Origin of the sequence: Alteromonas sp. LMIT006 (genome assembly GCF_024300645.1) — a bacterium.
Lineage (GTDB): Bacteria > Pseudomonadota > Gammaproteobacteria > Enterobacterales > Alteromonadaceae > Opacimonas > Opacimonas immobilis.
The window spans coordinates 2,024,059-2,044,393 of the sequence record NZ_CP101291.1 but is presented as its reverse complement, the minus strand read 5'-3'; the positions used below and the strand labels follow the sequence as shown (position 1 = coordinate 2,044,393).

The following is a 20,335-nucleotide window of genomic DNA, read 5'->3' as shown; positions in this document are numbered from 1 at the left end:
GGTTAATCCGTGTCATGTGTTGCAAATAACGTTTTTAGTTGACTATGCAAAGGAGATTCAGTAACTCCTTTGGCAATAAATGCATGTGTATTATTATCGACTATTTGCTGTTTACGCAATTCTTGCAGTGCATGTAAAGCTTCATCTTCCGTGTCAAACATTGCAAATACGCATGCGCCCGTACCTGTCAATCTCGACGGTGCGTAGTGTAACAAGTGCTGTAATAAATTTGCAACCTTCGGATAAAGGTTTACGACTAATTCCTGACAATCATTATGGGTCTTGGGAAATTGATAATCGTGCCAGTTCATTATTGGTGTATTTCTGGGGAGGTCAGGATGTTTAAAAATGGCTGCAGTTGAAATGTGCTCATCTGGATGGATCACTAAAAATGTATAGGATTTGAGCGGTGCCGGCGCAAATTCTTCGCCAACGCCACTGGCAAAACAAGTTAACCCGTTTACAAATACCGGCACATCTGCACCTAATTGCAAACCCAGATCGGCTAATTCAATTGGGTTTAAGCCCAGCGCGAGCAATTTGTTGAGTACCACTAGAGTGGTCGCTGCATTGGACGAACCCCCACCAATCCCGCCGCCCATGGGGAGCTTTTTTTCTAATGTTATGTTTACTCCAAAGCGGTTGCCCGTCGTTTGATGCAACAGCTGTACTGCTTTGACAATTAAATTATCTTCATCAGCAACACCTTCGATGGGGGTTAGCATATTAATCTCGCCAACAGATGCGGGTGAAAAACGCAGAGAATCGCCGTAATCGAGTAGCTGGAATAGGGTTTGTAGTTCGTGATAACCATCATCTCGTTGTTTGGTGATGTGCAAAAAAAGATTCAGTTTTGCTGGAGAAGACCATTTGACGTGTGAAAAAGCATCTAAAAAATCGATTTGATTATACATTTTACTTAATTCCAGCCGGAGACTTTGAGTCTGAATGTTTGTGCCCCCATGATCAGGGTAATACGATGTGGCAACGAGACTTTATTTACTTTGCGATAGTCAGAGTAGGTAACACGCATGGGTGTTGGACAAGTTTGTTTGTCAATAACAAAACATGTTGGCATAAATTCAGTAATTACCCCCTGATCATTTTTGCTGACCACGCCATCTTCCTCCCTGACGTCAGCAATCAACCAATGATTTAATTGATCTATGGGCAATTGCCAACCAGTGAGTTCAAGGATGAGTTGTTCCGGAACGTTTGATGCATAGGTCTGCCCATCAGCAGTTAATTCTAGACCCGATTGATTGCGTTTGGCCGATAATACATTTATGCCCAGAGAAGTGGTTATTACCGTCTGATAAATTGCGTCGTTGCGTTGCCAAAAAAAATTAACAGCTCGACGCTCATCAGGGGTAATTACGGCAAGTTTCCCGCGCATTTGCCACTGTGTAAGTTCGGATGGTCTTTGCGTATCCGTCAAAGGTAATGATTTGGGCAAAGTGGAACAACCACTAAACCACAGGCAATAAAACACGATCCATAGTCGTAAACTGCTTTTATTCATAAGGGCTTTTTCGTACAATGCACGCCGTAACAAAGAGTAGGAACACCATGACCATCATTGCCTTTGGCATCAATCACGAAACGGCACCTGTGGCACTCAGGGAGCAAGTGGCCTTCACGCCAGATGCGGTGACCCGTGCGTTTTCGAGTTTACAAAAAATCGATGGTGTGACTAGCTCGGTTGTCTTATCTACATGCAATCGTACCGAAATCTATGCTCAATGTACAAAAGAAGATCCAGAAATTTTGCTGCAATGGTTGGGGCAATTCCACAATGTAGACATTGATACGCTCGCGGATCACTCTTACACCCACGTAAATGAAGCGGCGCTTAATCACATTATGCGCGTGGCGAGTGGTTTAGATTCTCTCATATTAGGGGAGCCACAGATATTGGGACAAGTGAAACAAGCCGTGATGGACGCCAAAAACCATGACGCTCTAACGAATCAATTTCGCAAAGTGTTTGATTACACCTTTCAAGTGGCAAAAAAAGTCCGTACTGAGACAGAAATAGGCGCCAACGCCGTTTCAGTTGCTTTTGCTGCAGTACAACTAGCCAAACAAATTTTTTCAAAACTCGACCGTTCCAAAGTTTTGTTAGTCGGTGCCGGTGAAACGATTGAACTGGTCGCTAAGCATCTTCATGACCAAGGCGCAACGAATATCAGTGTGGCCAATCGAACCTTGTCCAAGGCGCAAGGGATTGCCTCAGCTTTTGCCGGTGAAGCATTGACGTTAAGTCAATTACCGTCTCATTTAGCGCAAGCTGACATTATTATCAGTTCTACGGCTTCGCAACTGCCAATAATAGGTAAAGGGACAGTTGAACACGCCTTAGCACAACGCCGACACCGTCCGATGTTGTTTGTCGATATTGCTGTGCCTCGCGATATCGAAGCAGAAGTTGCTGACATTGATGAGGCATACTTGTATACGGTCGATGATTTACAGCAGATTGTGCAAGAAAATTTAGCCAATCGTGAACAAGCAGCTAAGGCTGCACAATCTTTAATCAGCTCGCAAATCACAGAGTTTGCCAAGTGGCAAGCCGCACAGGCTGGGGTGGATGTCGTCAAAACATTTCGTGAAAAAAATATCGAAATCCGTGATAAACTTCTCAGCAAAGCCAAACAACAAATAGCAGACGGAACAGATCCAGAGTCTGTTCTCGACGAATTTGCATATAAGCTCACCAATCAACTTGCGCACGGACCAACTAAGGTACTTGGTCAGCTCAGTGCGGACGGCAATAACGATTTGTTGGCACAGGTGAGTCAAGCCATGGGGCTGGATGTCGAAGTTAAAACAGAAGGTAATGAATACAAATGAAAGCATCGGTCGTGCATAAGCTCGAAAACTTGGTTGAGCGTTTTGCGGAAGTTCAAGCCCTGTTAAGTGATCCTGAAGTGATCGGCAATCAAGAAAAGTTTAGAGCTCTTTCAAGAGAATTTTCTCAACTTGAAGACGTAGTCAAGCACTTTAACGATTATCAGAAGGCGTGTGATGATCTCGAGATGGCCAATGAAATGTTAAATGAAGACGATCCTGAAATGCGCGAGATGGCACAAGAGGAACTCAAAACAGCCAAAGCCACAATCGCTGAATTAGAACAATCTTTACAAGTCTTATTACTACCTCGTGATCCTCAAGACGATTGTAACTGCTTTTTGGAAATTCGAGCTGGTGCTGGTGGTGATGAAGCAGCGATTTTTGCTGGTGATTTGTTCCGCATGTACTCGCGTTATGCTGAAACTAAGGGCTGGCGAGTAGAATTGATTTCAGCTAACGAAGGTGAGCATGGCGGTTACAAAGAAGTCATTGTGAATGTGATTGGTGATGGTGCTTACGGTGTGCTCAAATTCGAATCTGGCGGTCATCGGGTGCAACGTGTGCCAGAAACAGAAAGCCAAGGTCGCATTCACACATCGGCCTGTACTGTTGCAGTGTTAGCTGAATTACCTGAATCTGAGGCTATCGAAATTAACCCTGCAGATTTGCGTGTGGATACGTTTCGTGCATCAGGCGCTGGTGGTCAGCACGTTAACAAAACTGATTCAGCCATTCGTTTAACACATATTCCAACTGGCTTGGTGGTGGAATGTCAAGATGAGCGTTCGCAACACAAAAATCGCGCCAAAGCGATGTCAGTCTTGCAATCTCGTTTAAACAATATTGAACAAGAAAAGCGTGCAGCAGAAGAAGCTTCAACGCGTAAAAGTCTGGTGGGTTCGGGCGATCGTTCCGAGCGGATCCGAACGTATAACTACCCGCAAGGTCGAGTGACTGATCACCGTATCAATTTAACTTTATACAAGCTAGATGAAGTGATTGCCGGTGATGTAGACGCTTTGTTAGAGCCGATTCGTCAAGAACATCAAGCTGACCAACTTGCCGCGCTTGCCGACGACTAGTGTTAAGTTCTACCCAAATTCAAGACCTCTTAGTTGAAGCGGAAAGTGCCTTACTTGATGCTTTAGCTAGTGTGCAAGGACCTGGTGTGGTATACAGCAAGTCCGATGCACGAACTGAAACAATGCGCTTGATTCAGCATATCAGTGGTATATCTGCAACTCAGCAAAGAGCGTTCCCTGAAAAACACCTTAGCGATGCACAAGTGATGCAACTCCATCATATGTTATTGAGGCGAATGCACGGTGAACCAGTTGCCTATATACTGGGTGAGCAGGGGTTTTATGATAGTATTTTTGCGGTTGCACCCTGTACTTTAATACCGCGACCAGAAACGGAGATGCTAGTTGATTTAGCCTTGCAAAAAATCACAGACATATCCTCTCCGCAAATTCTTGACCTAGGCACGGGTACCGGTGCAATTGGCTTATCCATCGCCAAAGCAGCGCCACATGCAGAAGTGGTTTGTGTCGACTTTGTACCAGATGCCGTTCACTTAGCAAAGCACAATCAACAGGCATTAAAAATTGCCAATGCCGAGATTTTTACCAGTGATTGGTTTAACGAAATTCATCAAAAATTTCATGTGATATGCAGCAATCCACCCTATATTGAACCAGGGAGCCCCTATTTACAAAAAGGGGATATTCGCTTTGAACCACAGTCTGCGTTGACATCGGCATTAAACGGCCTGGCTGATATCAAACTGATCATTCAATCTGCACCGCAGTATTTGCATTATGGAGGCTGGTTAATGCTTGAGCATGGTTTTGAGCAGGGCAGTGCGATACAGGCTCTATTTAGTCATGCTGGGTTTACAGATATCCAGACCTTATGCGATTATGCACAACAACCGCGAATTACTCTTGGACGTATGCCATAGTCCAAGATATCAACACAATTATAATGAGACTAGGAAGATTATTATGTATATGATGTTTAAGCACTTACACTATCTTGTTGTGAGCTTATCGGCAATCGTTTTGACCATTCAATTTGTTGCACATTACTTCGATTTAGCCATTAAGGATAAAAAGTGGCTCAAAATAGTACCCCATATCTTGTACACCCTCATTTTGATAACTGCGTTTGGATTATTAGGCACATTAAAACTGAACCCATTAGAGCATACTTGGGTTATGCACAAGATTTTGGGCTTTGTGTGTTATGTCGCTCTAGGTGCGCTCGCTTATAAATATGCTCGTAATAATGGGATGCGCATGCTTGGGTACATAGGTGCCATCGCTTGGCTGTTAATTACAGTGAATATTGCTATCACTAAAACCCCGTTATTTTAAGGAATTTTATGACTATTGCAGCATGTCAGATTGACGCATTATGCGTTGCCAATGACGCACCGTTTACTTTGTTTGGTGGAATGAATGTATTAGAGAGCCGAGATCTGGCGATGCGCATAGCAGAGCATTATGTTGAGGTAACGAGCAAACTAGGCATTCCTTATGTGTTTAAGGCTAGCTTTGATAAGGCGAATCGTTCATCGGTTCACTCGTTTCGAGGTCCCGGCATGGACAAAGGTCTTGAAATTTTTTCTGAAATCAAACGCACTTTTGGTGTGCCTATCATTACTGATGTTCATGAACCTTTTCAAGCCGAACCTGTGGCTGAAGTTGTGGATGTCATTCAGTTACCGGCGTTTTTGGCTAGGCAAACCGATTTGGTCGTAGCAATGGCCAAAACCGATGCGGTGATCAACGTTAAAAAACCGCAATTTCTCGCCGCCCACGAAATGCGCCATATCATCAAAAAATTTGCCGAAGCAGGTAATGAAAAAATCATGCTGTGTGAGCGTGGCTCGTGTTACGGGTACAATAATCTGGTCGTCGATATGCTGGCAATGGATGAGATGAAAACCATGGCGCCTGTGATATTTGACGCCACACATGCATTACAAAAGCCTGGCGGTCGTGAATCTTCTGCAGACGGTCGTCGCGCTCAGGCTGCACAACTTGCTCGTTCTGGGATGGCACTCGGTATTGCCGGTCTTTTTATCGAAGCGCATCCAAAGCCTGACGAAGCCAAATGCGATGGGCCTTGTGCTTTGCCATTATCCAAATTAGAACCTTATTTGGCGCAAATGAAAGCGGTTGATGAGCTGGTTAAAGGTTTTGCACCATTAGATACCAGCGCAGAGTAACATGGGGTTTTTACAAGGACGTTTACCGTATCGCTTTGCACATGTAACATTCGCTCCAGTCGTACAACGCTTAGTTGTGTGATTAGAGTTCTTACAAGTTATTCGTCCAGTGTCGGCTTTCTGCGATATATTTAACGACAACATCCTGTGACAAGAGTTTTATGAAAAGATTACCGCCATTAAATGCGTTGAGAGCATTTTGCGTCGCTGCAAAACACTTGAGTTTTACCCAGGCGTCACATGAGCTTTTTGTGACACAGGCTGCTGTAAGTCATCAAATAAAATTATTAGAAGAGCATTTGGGCGTAAAGTTGTTTACACGTCGCAACCGGAATTTGTTCTTGACTGAAGAAGGGCAAGCGTATTTTCATGATATGAAAGATATCTTCGCACATATTCAAGACGCGACCGAAAAACTGCTTGCGCGCGGTGCGAAAGGCGCCATAACCATTGCCTCTCCACCCAGTTTTGCCAGTACATGGCTAGTGCCAAGATTAAGTTTGTTCAGTCAAGTATATCCGGATATTGATGTGCGTTTAAAGGCGGTTGATTTTGATGATGGCTATTTGACCGACGATATGGATGTGGCAATTTACTATGGGCGGGGACGCTGGTCGGGATTATTGGCTGACAAACTTCACGATGAGTTCATCACGCCAGTATGTTCTCCAATGTTGTTAGAGCATCAACCGCTATTGAATTCCGTTACGGATCTCGATAAGCACACACTCCTACACGATGAATCCAGAAATGGTTGGCGTAATTGGCTGCGTCACTACGGCTTAACGCACATAAATGTCAATCAAGGTCCTGTATTTAGTCATTCAATGTATGTGTTACAAGCTGCCGCACTTGGTCAAGGGGTGGCCTTGGCTAATACTGTTTTAGCTAAACCGGAATTAGAATCAGGTCGTTTGGTTTGTCCCTTTCCACAAAAGATTGCGGCGAAAGACGCCTTTTATCTGGTCGCGGATAAATTGCACTACGAATCAGAAAAAGTCACAGCGTTTCGCGAGTGGATGCTTGAACTAGTCAAACATGAAAGTGCTTTTCCGCATAACGGTACAACATCGAATAACCGTTTCGACTCGGAGATAGATAATGTTTGATCTGAATGTGAAACACGCAGAATCTAATTTGCATGTGGTCTTAGCGCATGGCGCAGGTGCAGGGTTGCGTCATGACTTTATGCAAGGGATGCAAGAATTTCTCTGTGAGAAAGGCGTAAATGTTTGGACGTTTAATTTTGGCTATATGCAAAAGGCGTATGCTGAAGAAAAAAAAATCCCACCGTCTCGATTACCCACATTAATTGAAGAATATTCTCAAGTCATTACTGAAATTCGACAACGCGAGCCTAATGCTCAGCTTTGGATCGGAGGTAAATCAATGGGTGGTCGAGTGGCTTGCCATGTGGCGTGCCAAAGTGATGATATAAAAGGCGTTGCAGTACTAGGATATCCATTCCACCCAGTCGGTAAACCAAATAACACTCGTCTTGATGTATTACACCAGATAGAGCAACCAGTCATTATCATTCAAGGTGAGCGAGATACGTTTGGCAACGCACAGGAAATAGCAGATTATTCACTCCCAACAAACATCGCCGTTCATTGTGTACCAGATGGTGATCACAGTTTAAAACCGCGCAAAGTAAGTGGCCTATCTCATATTGAACACATGCATACTGCGGCCTCAAAAATTACTCAGTTCATGAAAGGGCGGGTAAGTGAATAGGTTTGACCAATTGTCTCGATGTTTGAATGCTGTAGCGGCTTTCGCTGGGTTTGTCTTTGTTGCATTGAGTGCTTATGTTTCTCATCAATCTCAACTACATAAAATGGCACAACAAAGTATCGATAATGCTTTAATGATGCATATTGTCCATGTGCTGTTAATTTTGCTCATTGGTCAATTTCAGCGCAATGATGCACTAGTTTTTTTAGTGCAGATGTTTGCAACTCTTGGTGTGGTGCTTTTTTCGTTCACTATATATGCTAAATACGTGTTTGATATTGCCATTTGGGGCAAGTTAACTATGTTTGGTGGAATTTCCTTACTTATTTCATGGTTGCTTTTGATAATATATGTCATACGCTCAGTGCCAAAGCAAGGTCCAGGAACATAAGCAAAAGTATGACTCACGCAAAAGCATTTTTTCCAGACTTCGAAATCATTGGCGTCTTGTGCTATTGCCGGCAGGGCTATGCTAGTCAGATGTCTGATGAATTGTCGAGGTATTTTGCCCAATCAGCGATTTCTGGTTATCCAAAGTTTACTAAAAGCGCAGGCTTTGCTTGCTTTTATCTTCATCAAAGCCAGTCGTTGAAAACGATTTCAAAGCAGGTTCAGTTTTCTGAACTAATGTTCGCTCGTCAGCTGGTGTTTTTGGTTGCTCATCCGGTACATCTCTCTGGAGACGATAGGGTAAGCGAAGTCGTGTCTGTATTACCTGAATCAGAGCAAGCACTACAAACTTGCGTGGTTGAAGTGCCGGATACTGAAGAAGGCAAACACTTAAGCAAGTTCAGTCGCAAATTTGCAGTACCGCTCAGACAAGCCATGCGAGATAAAGGGGTGCTGTATCGGCGCAAATTCAACAAGCCTATTGCGGGTCTGTGTTGGCATATTTTTTTGTCACAAAATGATAAGGCGTTGTTAGGTGTCAGTCTCCCGCATAATCGCAGTGACCATGAACAAGGTATTTATCGGCTCAAAATGCCACAAGATGCCCCTAGTCGCTCAACGCTCAAGTTGGAAGAGGCCATTTATACCTTCATCCCCAAAACCGACCAAGCCGACCTATTTCGCGAAGGCTATCGAGCTGTCGATTTGGGGGCGTGTCCTGGAGGTTGGACCTATCAGCTAGTGAAACGAGGAGTTCAGGTGGCAGCAATCGATAATGGCAAAATGCAAGCTCAACTGATGGCGACGGGATTAGTTGAGTATTACGCTGTAGATGGATTCAAATATCGACCTCTGCACGGCCCGGTTCAATGGCTGGTATGCGATATGATCGAACAGCCGCAACGAGTAACTAATTTGATGTTGGATTGGTTGCTTGACGGCGATGCTCGACACGCGATATTCAATTTAAAGCTACCGATGCAAAATCGCTATGCCACTATGACCGAATGCCTGAACCTGCTTAGGGAAGGTCTCAAAGGTGCAGGCATATCATTTTCATTGCAAGCAAAGCATCTTTATCACAACCGCGATGAAGTCACCGTCTGTATTTTACGCGATGGCGATTTGTAGAGGTTTTTATGAAAATTTTATTTAAAAACTAAAAACTCTATGACTTCAGCGCTAAAATCCTATATAATCCGCCCGATTTTTTGAACCAATTTAAAAGTGTAACCATGACTGATTTATCACTCTATCGTAACATCGGTATTTTTGCTCACGTTGACGCGGGTAAAACCACCACTACAGAACGTATTCTAAAGTTAACTGGTAAGATCCACCGCACGGGTGAAGTACATGACGGTGAGTCTACGACTGACTTCATGGAACAAGAAGCTGAGCGTGGTATTACTATCCAATCAGCGGCAACAACTTGTTTCTGGAAAGACCATCGCATGAACATCATCGATACTCCAGGACACGTTGACTTCACCGTTGAAGTATATCGTTCATTGAAAGTACTTGATGGTGGTATCGGTGTATTCTGTGGTTCTGGTGGTGTTGAGCCACAATCAGAAACAAACTGGCGTTATGCTACCGAATCTGAAGTTTCACGTTTGATTTTCGTGAACAAATTAGACCGCATGGGCGCAGATTTCTATCGCGTTGTTGACCAAGTAAAGAGAGTACTTGGTGCTAAGCCTCTAGTAATGACTTTACCAATTGGTATCGAAGATGATTTCGTTGGTGTGGTTGATATTCTTTCTAAGAAAGCGTATGTCTGGGACGATTCTGGTCTTCCAGAAAACTACGAAGTGCAAGATGTACCAGCCGACATGGTTGATAAAGTTGACCAATATTATGAAGAACTGATCGAAACTGCATTAGAAGTTGATGATGAACTATTAATGGAGTACATGGAAGGTGAGATGCCTTCAGTTGAGCAAATCAAAGCGTGTATTCGCAAAGGTACTCGTGACCTTGAGTTCTTCCCGACTTACTGTGGTTCTGCATTTAAAAACAAAGGTATTCAGTTAGTACTTGACGCGGTTGTTGACTACTTACCGTCACCTACCGAAGTTGATCCTCAAGATTTGACTGATGAAGAAACTGGTGAGCCGACTGGCGAAAAAGCCATCGTTTCTCCTGACGAGCCACTACGCGCATTGGCGTTCAAAATCATGGACGACCGTTTCGGTGCATTATACTTTATCCGTATTTACTCTGGTCGCATGACCAAAGGTATGACGGTACTAAACTCTGCAACAGGTAAAACTGAGCGTATCGGCCGTATGGTAGAAATGCATGCTGATGAGCGCACTGAATTAGAATCTGCACAAGCAGGTGACATCATTGCTGTTGTGGGTATGAAGAATGTACAAACAGGTCATACTTTATGTGATCCAAATCATCCTTGTACGCTTGAACCTATGATCTTCCCTGAGCCAGTTATTTCAATTGCGGTTGCACCAAAAGACAAAGGCTCTACTGAGAAGATGGGTATTGCAATCGGTAAGATGGTTGCAGAAGATCCTTCATTCCAAGTTGAGACGGACGAAGATTCAGGTGAAACCATCCTTAAAGGTATGGGTGAACTTCACTTAGACATCAAAGTAGATATCTTGAAGCGTACTTATGGCGTAGAACTTGAAGTAGGTAAACCTCAGGTAGCATACCGTGAGACTATCACACAAGAAGTTGAAGATTCATACACGCACAAGAAACAATCCGGTGGTTCTGGTCAGTTCGGTAAAATTGATTACCGTATCAAGCCAGGCGAGCAAAATTCTGGTTTCACATTCAAATCAACGGTTGTTGGTGGTAACGTACCAAAAGAATTCTTCCCAGCCATCGAAAAAGGCTTTGCCTCAATGATGCAAGAAGGTGTGCTAGCGGGTTACCCAGTATTAGATGTTGAAGTTGAATTATTCGACGGTGGTTTCCACGCCGTTGACTCATCAGCGGTTGCGTTCGAAATCGCAGCGCGCGGTGCGTTCCGTCAGTCAATTCCAAAAGCGGGTGCACAACTACTAGAACCTGTGATGAAAGTTGACGTATTTACGCCAGACGATCACGTTGGTGACGTTATCGGTGACTTGAACCGTCGTCGTGGTATGATCAAAGACCAAGAAGCGGGCGTAACAGGCGTTCGCATCAAGGCTGATGTACCTCTTTCAGAAATGTTCGGTTACATCGGTCACTTACGTACAATGACATCTGGTCGTGGTCAGTTCTCAATGGAGTTCTCACACTACAGCCCTTGTCCACAGAACGTAGCTGAAGCAGTTATCGAAGAAGCGAAAGCGCGTAAAGAAGCTAAGTAAGCTGTTCGAATATAGCAAAACCCCGATGAGTTTCGCTCCTCGGGGTTTTTTAATGTCCATTTTTTACTATCGGTACTTATTTACTTGCCAATGAGCACTCGGATGATATGACGAATCACGTTATAAACGTTGTATGCATAGGTAATATGTCAATATTCTCTATAAAACATATTCAAAAACAGATGAGATCGCTTATAAATGTTTATATACTGTAAAGAATTGAATTAACTATCTTTTATCGACAGGGAAGCGCATGGCATTACATCCTCTCGCTGGTCAGCCAGCAAAAAGTGAACATTTGATCAACGTTCCAAAACTTATCAGTGATTATTACAGCTTACAACCCAATGTAAACGAGCCAACCCAAGCGGTGAGTTTTGGTACATCAGGTCATCGCGGCAGTGCGTTTAATCTGTCATTTAACGATGCTCATATTGCTGCCATTACTCAGGCATTAGCCGAATACCGACAAGAACAGGGTAATACAGGTCCATGTTTTATTGGTATGGATACACATGCTTTATCTGAAGCTGCGTTAACCACGACGATTGAAGTATTAGCGGCCAATAAAGTCGCTATGGTGCTACAGCAGGACCGAAATTATACGCCGACACCAGTGATCTCACGAGCGATTTTGCAGCACAATGCCAAGTATGATGACGTGGCCGATGGTGTGGTTATCACACCATCGCACAATCCCCCACAAGATGGTGGCTTTAAGTACAATGCCGCTCATGGCGGTCCGGCTGATAGTGATGCAACGAGTCAAATCCAACAACGTGCAAATGAGTTACTGGCTAATTCAAATGTCGAGGTAAAACGCATCCATATCGCAGAGGCAATGGCGTCAGAATATGTGACTGAAATCGATTTCATGGATGACTATATCCAAGATTTGGTCAATGTAGTGGATATCGAATCCATCCAAACCGCCAAATTGCGGATCGCAGTTGATCCATTAGGTGGCTCAGGAATGCGTTATTGGCAACGTATTGCAGAGACTTATCAGCTGGATATTGAAGTTGTAAATAACAACATAGATCCAACGTTTCGCTTTATGCCGCTCGATAAAGATGGTCAAATCCGTATGGATTGTTCATCTCCTTATGCAATGGCTGGATTGCTTACTTATGCGCAAGATTATGATTTGGCATTCGGCAATGATGCCGATTTTGATCGCCACGGAATTGTGACTCCCACTCATGGTTTATTAAATCCGAATCATTATTTGGCGGTTGCGATTGATTATGTGCTACAGCATCGACCGCAGTGGCCTAAAGATGCAGCGATTGGTAAAACATTAGTCTCAAGTTCTATGATTGATCGAGTTATTAAGGCACAAGGTGCCAAATTGGCAGAGATGCCAGTAGGCTTTAAGTGGTTTGTATCTGGTTTATTAGAACAGTCGATTGCCTTTGCTGGTGAAGAAAGTGCCGGCGGGATCTTCTTGCGCCATGACGGCACCCCGTGGGCAACTGATAAAGACGGTTTTATTTTGTGTTTGTTAGCAGCTGAAATTACGGCAAAGACCGGTATGAATCCTGGCCAGTATTATGCACAGCTTACTGAAAAACACGGCACACCGTATTACAAAAGAATGGATGTGGCTGCGAGTCTTGCACAGAAGCAGGCGTTAAGTTCTATGGATGCAGATAGCGTGACCTCTACGCAAATTGCTGGCGAGTCTATCTTGCGCATTGAAACGCATGCGTCAGGCAATAGTGCTGCGATTGGCGGGGTTAAAGTGAGTACTGAAAATGGCTGGTTTGCCGCTCGTCCTTCAGGCACGGAAAACGTTTATAAAATCTATGCTGAGAGTTTTGTGTCTGATGAGCACCTAGAACGCTTGTTAAAAGATGCTCAAAACTTAGTCGCAAGCGTCATTAAATAACCGCTATGTTTAATTTTTTTAAATAAAAAGTTAATAAGTCGTTAACAAGTTTGGTTTTGCAAACGAATGTATTGTAATAATTCGATTTGTTAACACTATTTTAACAAAAAACAAAGTGATCCACTGTTACAATTATCTTAATTATTCTTTTAGGGTAAATGGAACATGAGCGGTACATCAATCACCAAACAAACATTTAAAGACGCAGTGGTGCGTCATCTTCATTCGACCTTGGGGACGGATGAAAATAAAGCCGATAATCACGCTTGGTGGAAAGCGACTTCTGCTGCAATGCAGGAACTCGTATTGGAAGGGTTGCGTAAAACCCAAAAAACCCATTATCTCAATGACACTCGCGCGGTACATTATCTTTCGGCTGAGTTCTTGATGGGACGTCTGCTGTCAAACAATATGCACAATTTTGAAGTGTTCGATGCAGCTGATGAGGCTTTGCATGAGCTAGGCGTTTCACTGACTGATATTTTGGAAGAAGAGCCAGATATGGCTCTTGGTAACGGTGGCTTAGGCCGACTTGCCGCCTGCTTTTTGGATTCTTTAGCCACGCAGGACTTACCGGCAATTGGTTATGGTATTCACTACGAACATGGCTTATTTCGTCAAGAAATTCGTGATAATCAGCAAATTGAGCGTCCAGATAGTTGGCGTGACTACGGCAATCCATGGGAGATTTGCCGACCAGAATCCATCCAAGAAATTCCGCTTTATGGTTATGTTGAGACCAAATACAACAGCGATGGTGGTATTCAAAAAGAATGGCATCCAGGTATGATTGTAAAAGGGGTACCATGGGATGTACCAGTGGTGGGTTACGGTGGTAAAACGGTCAACGTTTTGCGTTTATGGCAGTCAGAGGCGTCTGATTATTTTAACTGGGACGTGTTTAATGCCGGCGGTTATGTCGATGCGCAACGCGAAAATGTTCAAGCTGAAACGATCTCAAAAGTCCTCTATCCCAATGATGAAACCGAAGCGGGTAAAGAACTGCGCCTCATCCAACAGTATTTTTTCTGTGCTTGTTCATTAAAAGACATTATACGTCGTTACAAGCGCGCACATGGTGATGATTGGTCGCGTTTTGTTGAGCAAGTTGTGATCCAACTCAATGACACCCATCCAGCAATTGCTATCCCAGAGCTGATGCGCATTTTAGTTGATCGCGCTGAGCTTGATTGGGACACGGCTTGGGGTATTTCTAGCCAAGTCTTTGCTTACACGAATCACACGTTATTGCCCGAAGCGCTAGAAAAATGGCCTGTGCGTATGATTGAAAAAATCTTACCACGGCATATTGAGATTATCTATGAAATCAATCATCGCTTCTTAGCTGAGGTGGAAAAAGTATGGCCAGGTGACAATGCCATGAAGGCTAAGCTGTCCATCATCGAAGAAGCAGATGAAAAAATGGTTCGCATGGGTAATCTTTCAGTTATTGGTTCATTCAAAGTCAATGGTGTGGCGCAAATTCACTCTAAATTAGTCAAAGCGAACTTATTCCCTGAGTTTGAACAGATGTCTCCTGGAAAGTTAACCAATGTGACCAATGGGATTACTCCGCGTCGTTGGTTAAAAGCTTGTAATCCACGCCTATCCAAACTGATTGACAAAAAGATTGGTAAAAATTGGCCGTTGGATCTGGATAAATTAACCGGTCTTGCCGAGTTTGCAGACGATCCCAAATTTCAAAAAGCCTTCATGAAAGTGAAGCAAGAAAATAAAGCGGATTTAGCCAAAGAAATTTTGAAGTTAACCGGGATAAAAGTCGATACAAAGGCTATTTTTGATATTCAGATCAAGCGCTTGCACGAATACAAGCGTCAACATTTGAACTTGCTACACATTTTAGCTTTATATCGACGCCTGCTCGAAAACCCGAGCTACGATATGCATCCTCGAGTCTTTATCTTTGGTGCTAAAGCAGCCCCAGGTTATAAGCTTGCCAAAGACATCATATACGCAATCAATGCCGTTGCTGAAAAGATTAACAACGATCCTCGTGTCAATCACAAGCTAAAAGTGGTGTTTTTACCAAACTATCGTGTTTCTCAAGCCGAAAAAATGATCCCAGCGGCGGATGTGTCTGAGCAAATTTCAACGGCAGGTAAAGAGGCTTCTGGTACTGGTAATATGAAGTTATCACTTAATGGCGCACTGACGATTGGTACTTTGGATGGCGCTAATATTGAAATCGCTGAAGAAGTTGGTGATGATAATATCTTTATCTTTGGTTTAACCGTTGAGGAAGTGCAAGCTATCAAAGCGAAAGGCTATAATCCTTACGATTATTATTATGCCAACGCCGAGCTGAAAGCGGTCATTGACTGGTTGGATACGGATTACTTTACGCCAGGTAAACCCGGTGCGTTGAGCAATATTAAGCACAGCTTGTTAGACGGTGGCGACCCCTATCTGTGTTTAGCCGATTATGAAAGTTATGCTAACGCGCACGAAGATTTGGATAAAGCTTACCGAGATCAAACAAATTGGGCTCGTATGGCGATTTTGAATACGGCACACATGGGTAAGTTTACCTCAGACCGCTCCATTCGCGATTATGTCAATAACATCTGGCGTTTAACCCCATGCGAGGTTAAAGATTAAATCGCTTTAATAATTGAAAAAGGAGCCAGCTGGCTCCTTTTTGTTGTGAAAACCTGAGCAAACGGTAAAATTAACGCAAAAAAGATAAGACCCGATATGCAATCATTTTTAGACCGCTCTCGTTTTTCGCCGGAGCAAATACAGCCTCATCAAACTATACTCTCCAATGGCACTCGTGTATCTGTGATTGATGCAGGGATAATTGAATTTGCACCAGCTAATTATCAACCAAGTGAAGTGCGTCATGTAGTGTTAAGCTGCGGGGTGCACGGCAATGAAACGGCCCCGATTGAAATGTGTTCGGACTTAGTCGAAGGAATATTAAACCAATCGATTATTCCACAAGTAAAAGTGCAATTTCAGTTTGCTAATCTTCCGGCGATGAATATCGGTGAACGCTTTGTTGATCTCAATATGAATCGCTTGTTCGATGGCGCTCATCACCATTATGAACCCGGTCCAGAAACCCGTCGAGCTGCTCAGCTAGAGTGCTGTACTCGAACTTTTTTTGCCGAGTGTGGCCATCGAGATCTAAAATTTCATTACGACTTACATACTGCTATAAGAGACGCCAAATACCCTAGATTTGCGGTATACCCTTATATACATGGCAAGCCCTATAGTCGACAACAAATCAATTGGTTGGCGAGTGCAGGTATTCAAGCAATACTGCTATCACACAACCCAACGACCACTTATTCTTACTATACGAGTAAACATTGTGATGCACATGCGTTCACTGTGGAACTAGGCAAGGTGAGGACATTTGGGCACAATAATCGTGCTGATTTTGCATCGAGTTTCGAGTTCCTCAAGCACTTATTAATCGATAATCAATTCAATCCCGAGTGTGATGATTCACCGATTGTGTTTGATATTGCCCAAACGGTGCGCAGAGAAACCGAGGATTTTGAGTTGCATTTTGCTGATGATACCCCAAATTTTACTGCATTTGACCAAGGATATAATTTAGCAACAGCCTATTCTCAATCAGGCAAAAAAGAATATCCTGTTTTAGCAAAAAAAGAAGCCATTGTTTTTCCTAATGCGGATGTGGCTATCGGGCAACGCGCTTTATTGACGGTTGTCGAGGTTGATTTACATGATTTGGAACTGATATGAAAAATAGATTTGCGCTCGACACTCGCTTACAAAACGATACTGACTTTGTCATTGACTTGCAACTTTGTACTGTGCGTTTGATGAATGATGCACAATACCCTTGGCTAATTTTGGTGCCTCAAGTTGCAGATGTTAGTGAATTACACCACCTAACAGAAACACAACAAAGCTTATTGAATCAGGATTCAAATCTGACTTCAGTAGTATTAACAGAAGTTTTCAACCCTGAAACATTAAATATCGCAGCACTAGGTAATATTGTTCGACAACTTCACATTCATCATGTGGCAAGATATTCAGATGATCCTGCTTGGCCTGGTCCAATATGGGGCAAACAGCCTGTCATTCAATACGACAGTAAGGTTAAGTTGAAACTCATAAACACACTCCAAGAGGCGTTTGCTAGGTTGGCTTAAATAGATTATTCTTGCTTATTGTCTTCTTGTTCTTTGAGATGTCTGGCTTCCGCTTCTTTTCGGTCTTTGTATGATTGCGGTAGATCCATTCGTTTTGAATCTTTTAACAATAATAAATTTGAAATGATTAAGCCAAACACGACTAAGACAATAATCACAATAACTGTTGTGCTCATATTGAATCACCAAGAGAGTTGTTAAGTATATATCGGTTATACACAATATCCAGGTTATTCAAAATGACTTGTGTGCCTGGTAAATTACTTTGCATTAATTGCTGATTAAGTGAAGCTAGAGGGAAATTTCTAATTATTTTTTGTGCCATAGGGGCAAAACTGTAGTGCCATGGCTCTACACCAATACCACCATAGTCATGAGCATAGGGACGAATGAAATCAAATTTTTCAGCATTTGCTTCCATCCACGCGTTTAACTCACCACAAATCCCATCGGGCTGATATTCACTTGGTACTAGTGCAAGACGCTGGTTTTTGTTATTTACCTGCTTTGCGTCATACACGTCAATATCCGTCCCCCAATGATGTCTCGAGGCACCAGGCAAAGCTGAAAAACGCAATATCGCATACATTTTATCAACGTCACTTAAGATATTTATATCGATTGCTTCTTCCTTGTCGTTCAGCGTAGGTCTTTCACCATACCACTTGCGCTGCCAAATCGAAGATTGCGCTTTAAAGCTTCGAAAACCAGAATAAATTTGGCAGTCTATACCATCCTTATTTGCGGCCTTTTGCATGCTTACAAAAGCTTCTCCAGCCTCTTTAATCAGGGCAAAACCTCCGGAAACACCCAATGCATTGAGTGTGGACAAATCCGTTAAATGACTGTCTTCTAAACCCAGGATTTGTTCGTCAAGTAACATTATTATTGACCCAAACAATGTTTCAGTATTTGATAATACATATCCGTCAGCAGCTCTAAATCAGCACAACTAACACGCTCATCTATTTGATGAATTGTGGCATTAATTGGTCCTAATTCAACAACTTGAGCGCCTGTGGGAGCAATAAAACGTCCGTCAGAAGTTCCACCTGCCGTAGAAAGTTCAGGTGCTTTTCCGGTAACTAACTCAATAGCTGATACCGTTGCATCAACCAAAGTACCCGTTTCAGTTAAAAAAGGCTGTCCATTATAGGTCCAGTCAATCTCATATTTAAGATTATGCTTATCTAATATAGCCAACGTTCGTTCAATTAATGAAGCAAAGGTTTGTTCTGTGCAGAATCGAAAATTAAAACACAAGGTTGCACGCCCAGGAACCACGTTTCCAGCACCTGTACCGGCATTCATGTTTGAAACTTGAAAGCTCGTAGGTGGAAATGCCGCATTACCTTCATCCCAAACGGTATTCGCCAATTCTGCTAATGCAGGTGCAACCGCATGAATAGGATTTTCTGCGAGATGAGGGTAAGCTACATGACCTTGCTTACCAATGATGGTTAAGTCACCCGTTAAGGAGCCACGGCGACCATACTTAACCACATCACCAACATGAGATGTGCTTGAGGGTTCACCGACAATGCAATAGTCAATTTTCTCATTACGTGCCTCTAATGTATCAATTACCTTAGTTGTCCCGTTGATAAAAGGCCCTTCTTCATCTGAGGTAATTAAGTAGGCAATAGAGCCTTTGTGATTCGGGTAATCGGCTATGAATCTTTCAGTGGCAACGACCATTGCCGCCAGAGAACCTTTCATATCAGCTGCACCTCTTCCCCAAATCATGCCATCTTCGATGTGTGCGTCAAATGGAGGATGACTCCATTGTGATTCTGGTCCCGTTGGGACTACATCGGTATGTCCAGCAAAACAAAAGACAGGGCCAGTTGTGCCCCTTCTTGCCCACATATTCGTTGTGTCATGAAATTGCATGGTTTCGATATTAAAGCCAATCGGCTTAAGCCGCTCAGCCATCATCGGTTGGCAATTGGCATCATCTGGCGTGACTGAAGGTTGTTGGATAAGGGCTTGACACAGTGTGATGACAGGAGATTTACTCATTAAAAAATTGCTCATATTGTTCAGATTTAAAACCGACTAAACTTTTTGCTTTCGGTTTGTTTTGATGACAGAGGATCGGGCGTTTTATCATCGATGGATTTTCAACTAACAGGTTAGGAGCCGTATCGACATCGAGTGATGCTTTGACTGAGTCATCAAGTTTGCGATAAGTCGTGCCGCGTTTATTTACTATCGTATCAAGGCCGTGTTGTTCAATTTGTTCAATCAGCCATTCGCGCTTCGGAGGAAGTTTTTTATAATCATAAAACTCATAACTGATGTTGTTGGCCTCTAACCATTTTAAAGATTTTTTTACTGTATCGCAGTTCTTTATACCGAAGACTGTTATCATAATAGGAAAATTTGTATTGATTATTATGTCATGCAAGTGTAATCAATTATCATATGAAATTCATTAATAATTCTTGGGTAATCAGGTCGTTTGTTTTTGTAAGATATGTCTTACTCTCGTTGTTGATAATTATCCACTAGATCTGTGGATAACTTTGTGAATATTGTTTGGATTTATACTTTCGTTGTACATTATCTCGTGTTTGTCATTAGATTGTATAAAAAACAAACTGATTTTATTTCGTTTTTTTTTAAAATACCTCAAAGGCCAATTAAATTAAGGGGTACAAAGAATCAATAGGATGGGTATTTTTTTTCAAAGTGAACTAAATCAATTTCAAACATATATTAGATAAGCCAGCTTAGAATGTATTTG

Annotated in this window: 20 protein-coding genes; 14 read left to right on the top strand and 6 right to left on the bottom strand. The window is 42.8% G+C overall.

Translation table 11 applies throughout. From position 1 onward, the window contains the following. Positions 1–2: 2 nt before the first annotated feature. Positions 3–914 carry a 4-(cytidine 5'-diphospho)-2-C-methyl-D-erythritol kinase gene (gene ispE, locus NLG07_RS09500; RefSeq protein WP_254855225.1) on the bottom strand — a complete coding sequence of 304 codons (912 nt, stop codon included), beginning with the start codon at positions 912–914 and terminating at the stop codon, positions 3–5. Between the two features lie 5 nt (positions 915–919). Further along, a complete protein-coding gene (gene lolB / locus NLG07_RS09495) occupies positions 920–1,522 on the bottom strand; it encodes a lipoprotein insertase outer membrane protein LolB (RefSeq protein ID WP_254855224.1) in 603 nt (200 codons plus the stop codon). A gap of 47 nt (positions 1,523–1,569) precedes the next feature. Here lolB and hemA point away from each other — a divergent pair, with 47 nt between their 5' ends. The 14 genes from hemA to NLG07_RS09425 all read left to right on the top strand — a co-directional run bounded on the left by hemA (position 1,570) and on the right by NLG07_RS09425 (position 17,586). Beyond that, positions 1,570–2,853, top strand: coding sequence for a glutamyl-tRNA reductase (hemA, locus tag NLG07_RS09490; protein ID WP_254855223.1), 1,284 nt, complete (start codon positions 1,570–1,572; stop codon positions 2,851–2,853). Next, positions 2,850–3,935 carry a peptide chain release factor 1 gene (gene prfA, locus NLG07_RS09485; RefSeq protein WP_254855222.1) on the top strand — a complete coding sequence of 362 codons (1,086 nt, stop codon included), beginning with the start codon at positions 2,850–2,852 and terminating at the stop codon, positions 3,933–3,935. Before hemA ends, prfA begins: the two co-directional genes overlap by 4 nt. Beyond that, positions 3,935–4,816 (top strand): peptide chain release factor N(5)-glutamine methyltransferase, encoded by an 882-nt coding sequence (gene prmC, locus NLG07_RS09480; RefSeq protein ID WP_254855221.1) that lies wholly within the window; start codon positions 3,935–3,937, stop codon positions 4,814–4,816. Before prfA ends, prmC begins: the two co-directional genes overlap by 1 nt. 43 nt (positions 4,817–4,859) lie before the next feature. After that, entirely contained in the window at positions 4,860–5,231 is a 372-nt protein-coding gene (locus tag NLG07_RS09475; RefSeq protein WP_254855220.1) for a SirB2 family protein, read from the top strand. 8 nt (positions 5,232–5,239) lie between these two features. Then, a complete protein-coding gene (kdsA, locus tag NLG07_RS09470) occupies positions 5,240–6,088 on the top strand; it encodes a 3-deoxy-8-phosphooctulonate synthase (RefSeq protein WP_254855219.1) in 849 nt (282 codons plus the stop codon). Positions 6,089–6,249: 161 nt separating this feature from the next. After that, positions 6,250–7,197 (top strand): transcriptional regulator GcvA, encoded by a 948-nt coding sequence (locus NLG07_RS09465; RefSeq protein ID WP_254855218.1) that lies wholly within the window; start codon positions 6,250–6,252, stop codon positions 7,195–7,197. Next, positions 7,190–7,825, top strand: coding sequence for an alpha/beta fold hydrolase (locus NLG07_RS09460; protein WP_254855217.1), 636 nt, complete (start codon positions 7,190–7,192; stop codon positions 7,823–7,825). The genes NLG07_RS09465 and NLG07_RS09460 overlap by 8 nt, the downstream gene beginning before the upstream one ends. Positions 7,826–7,847: 22 nt before the next feature. Beyond that, complete coding sequence (locus tag NLG07_RS09455; RefSeq protein WP_254855216.1) at positions 7,848–8,216, top strand: DUF423 domain-containing protein; 369 nt, start codon at positions 7,848–7,850, stop codon at positions 8,214–8,216. Between the two features lie 8 nt (positions 8,217–8,224). Then, complete coding sequence (gene rlmM / locus NLG07_RS09450; protein ID WP_254855215.1) at positions 8,225–9,346, top strand: 23S rRNA (cytidine(2498)-2'-O)-methyltransferase RlmM; 1,122 nt, start codon at positions 8,225–8,227, stop codon at positions 9,344–9,346. A gap of 104 nt (positions 9,347–9,450) precedes the next feature. After that, positions 9,451–11,538: an elongation factor G gene (gene fusA, locus NLG07_RS09445; RefSeq protein ID WP_254855214.1), complete on the top strand. Its 2,088-nt coding sequence runs from the start codon at positions 9,451–9,453 to the stop codon at positions 11,536–11,538. A 253-nt stretch (positions 11,539–11,791) separates the two neighbouring features. After that, on the top strand, positions 11,792–13,429 hold the full coding sequence (gene pgm / locus NLG07_RS09440) for a phosphoglucomutase (alpha-D-glucose-1,6-bisphosphate-dependent) (protein ID WP_254855213.1): 1,638 nt from the start codon (positions 11,792–11,794) through the stop codon (positions 13,427–13,429). Between the two features lie 165 nt (positions 13,430–13,594). Continuing rightward, positions 13,595–16,048: a glycogen/starch/alpha-glucan phosphorylase gene (locus NLG07_RS09435; protein ID WP_254855212.1), complete on the top strand. Its 2,454-nt coding sequence runs from the start codon at positions 13,595–13,597 to the stop codon at positions 16,046–16,048. A gap of 96 nt (positions 16,049–16,144) precedes the next feature. Continuing rightward, positions 16,145–17,170, top strand: coding sequence for a succinylglutamate desuccinylase (gene astE, locus NLG07_RS09430; RefSeq protein ID WP_254855211.1), 1,026 nt, complete (start codon positions 16,145–16,147; stop codon positions 17,168–17,170). After that, a complete protein-coding gene (locus NLG07_RS09425) occupies positions 17,167–17,586 on the top strand; it encodes an HIT domain-containing protein (RefSeq protein WP_254855210.1) in 420 nt (139 codons plus the stop codon). Before astE ends, NLG07_RS09425 begins: the two co-directional genes overlap by 4 nt. Before the next feature lie 5 nt (positions 17,587–17,591). Here the strand turns inward: NLG07_RS09425 and NLG07_RS09420 are convergent, their stop codons facing one another. Genes NLG07_RS09420 through NLG07_RS09405 form a run of 4 tightly spaced genes read right to left on the bottom strand, consistent with a single transcriptional unit; the run spans position 17,592 to position 19,960 of the window. Next, positions 17,592–17,762 (bottom strand): DUF2897 family protein, encoded by a 171-nt coding sequence (locus tag NLG07_RS09420; RefSeq protein ID WP_254855209.1) that lies wholly within the window; start codon positions 17,760–17,762, stop codon positions 17,592–17,594. After that, positions 17,759–18,469: a M15 family metallopeptidase gene (locus tag NLG07_RS09415; protein WP_254855208.1), complete on the bottom strand. Its 711-nt coding sequence runs from the start codon at positions 18,467–18,469 to the stop codon at positions 17,759–17,761. The genes NLG07_RS09420 and NLG07_RS09415 overlap by 4 nt, the downstream gene beginning before the upstream one ends. 2 nt (positions 18,470–18,471) lie before the next feature. Further along, the gene (gene dapE / locus NLG07_RS09410; RefSeq protein WP_254855207.1) at positions 18,472–19,608 is read right to left on the bottom strand and encodes a succinyl-diaminopimelate desuccinylase; all 1,137 of its coding nucleotides are present in this window, start codon (positions 19,606–19,608) and stop codon (positions 18,472–18,474) included. Continuing rightward, on the bottom strand, positions 19,601–19,960 hold the full coding sequence (locus NLG07_RS09405) for an ArsC family reductase (RefSeq protein WP_254855206.1): 360 nt from the start codon (positions 19,958–19,960) through the stop codon (positions 19,601–19,603). Before NLG07_RS09405 ends, dapE begins: the two co-directional genes overlap by 8 nt. Positions 19,961–20,335 lie beyond the last annotated feature (375 nt).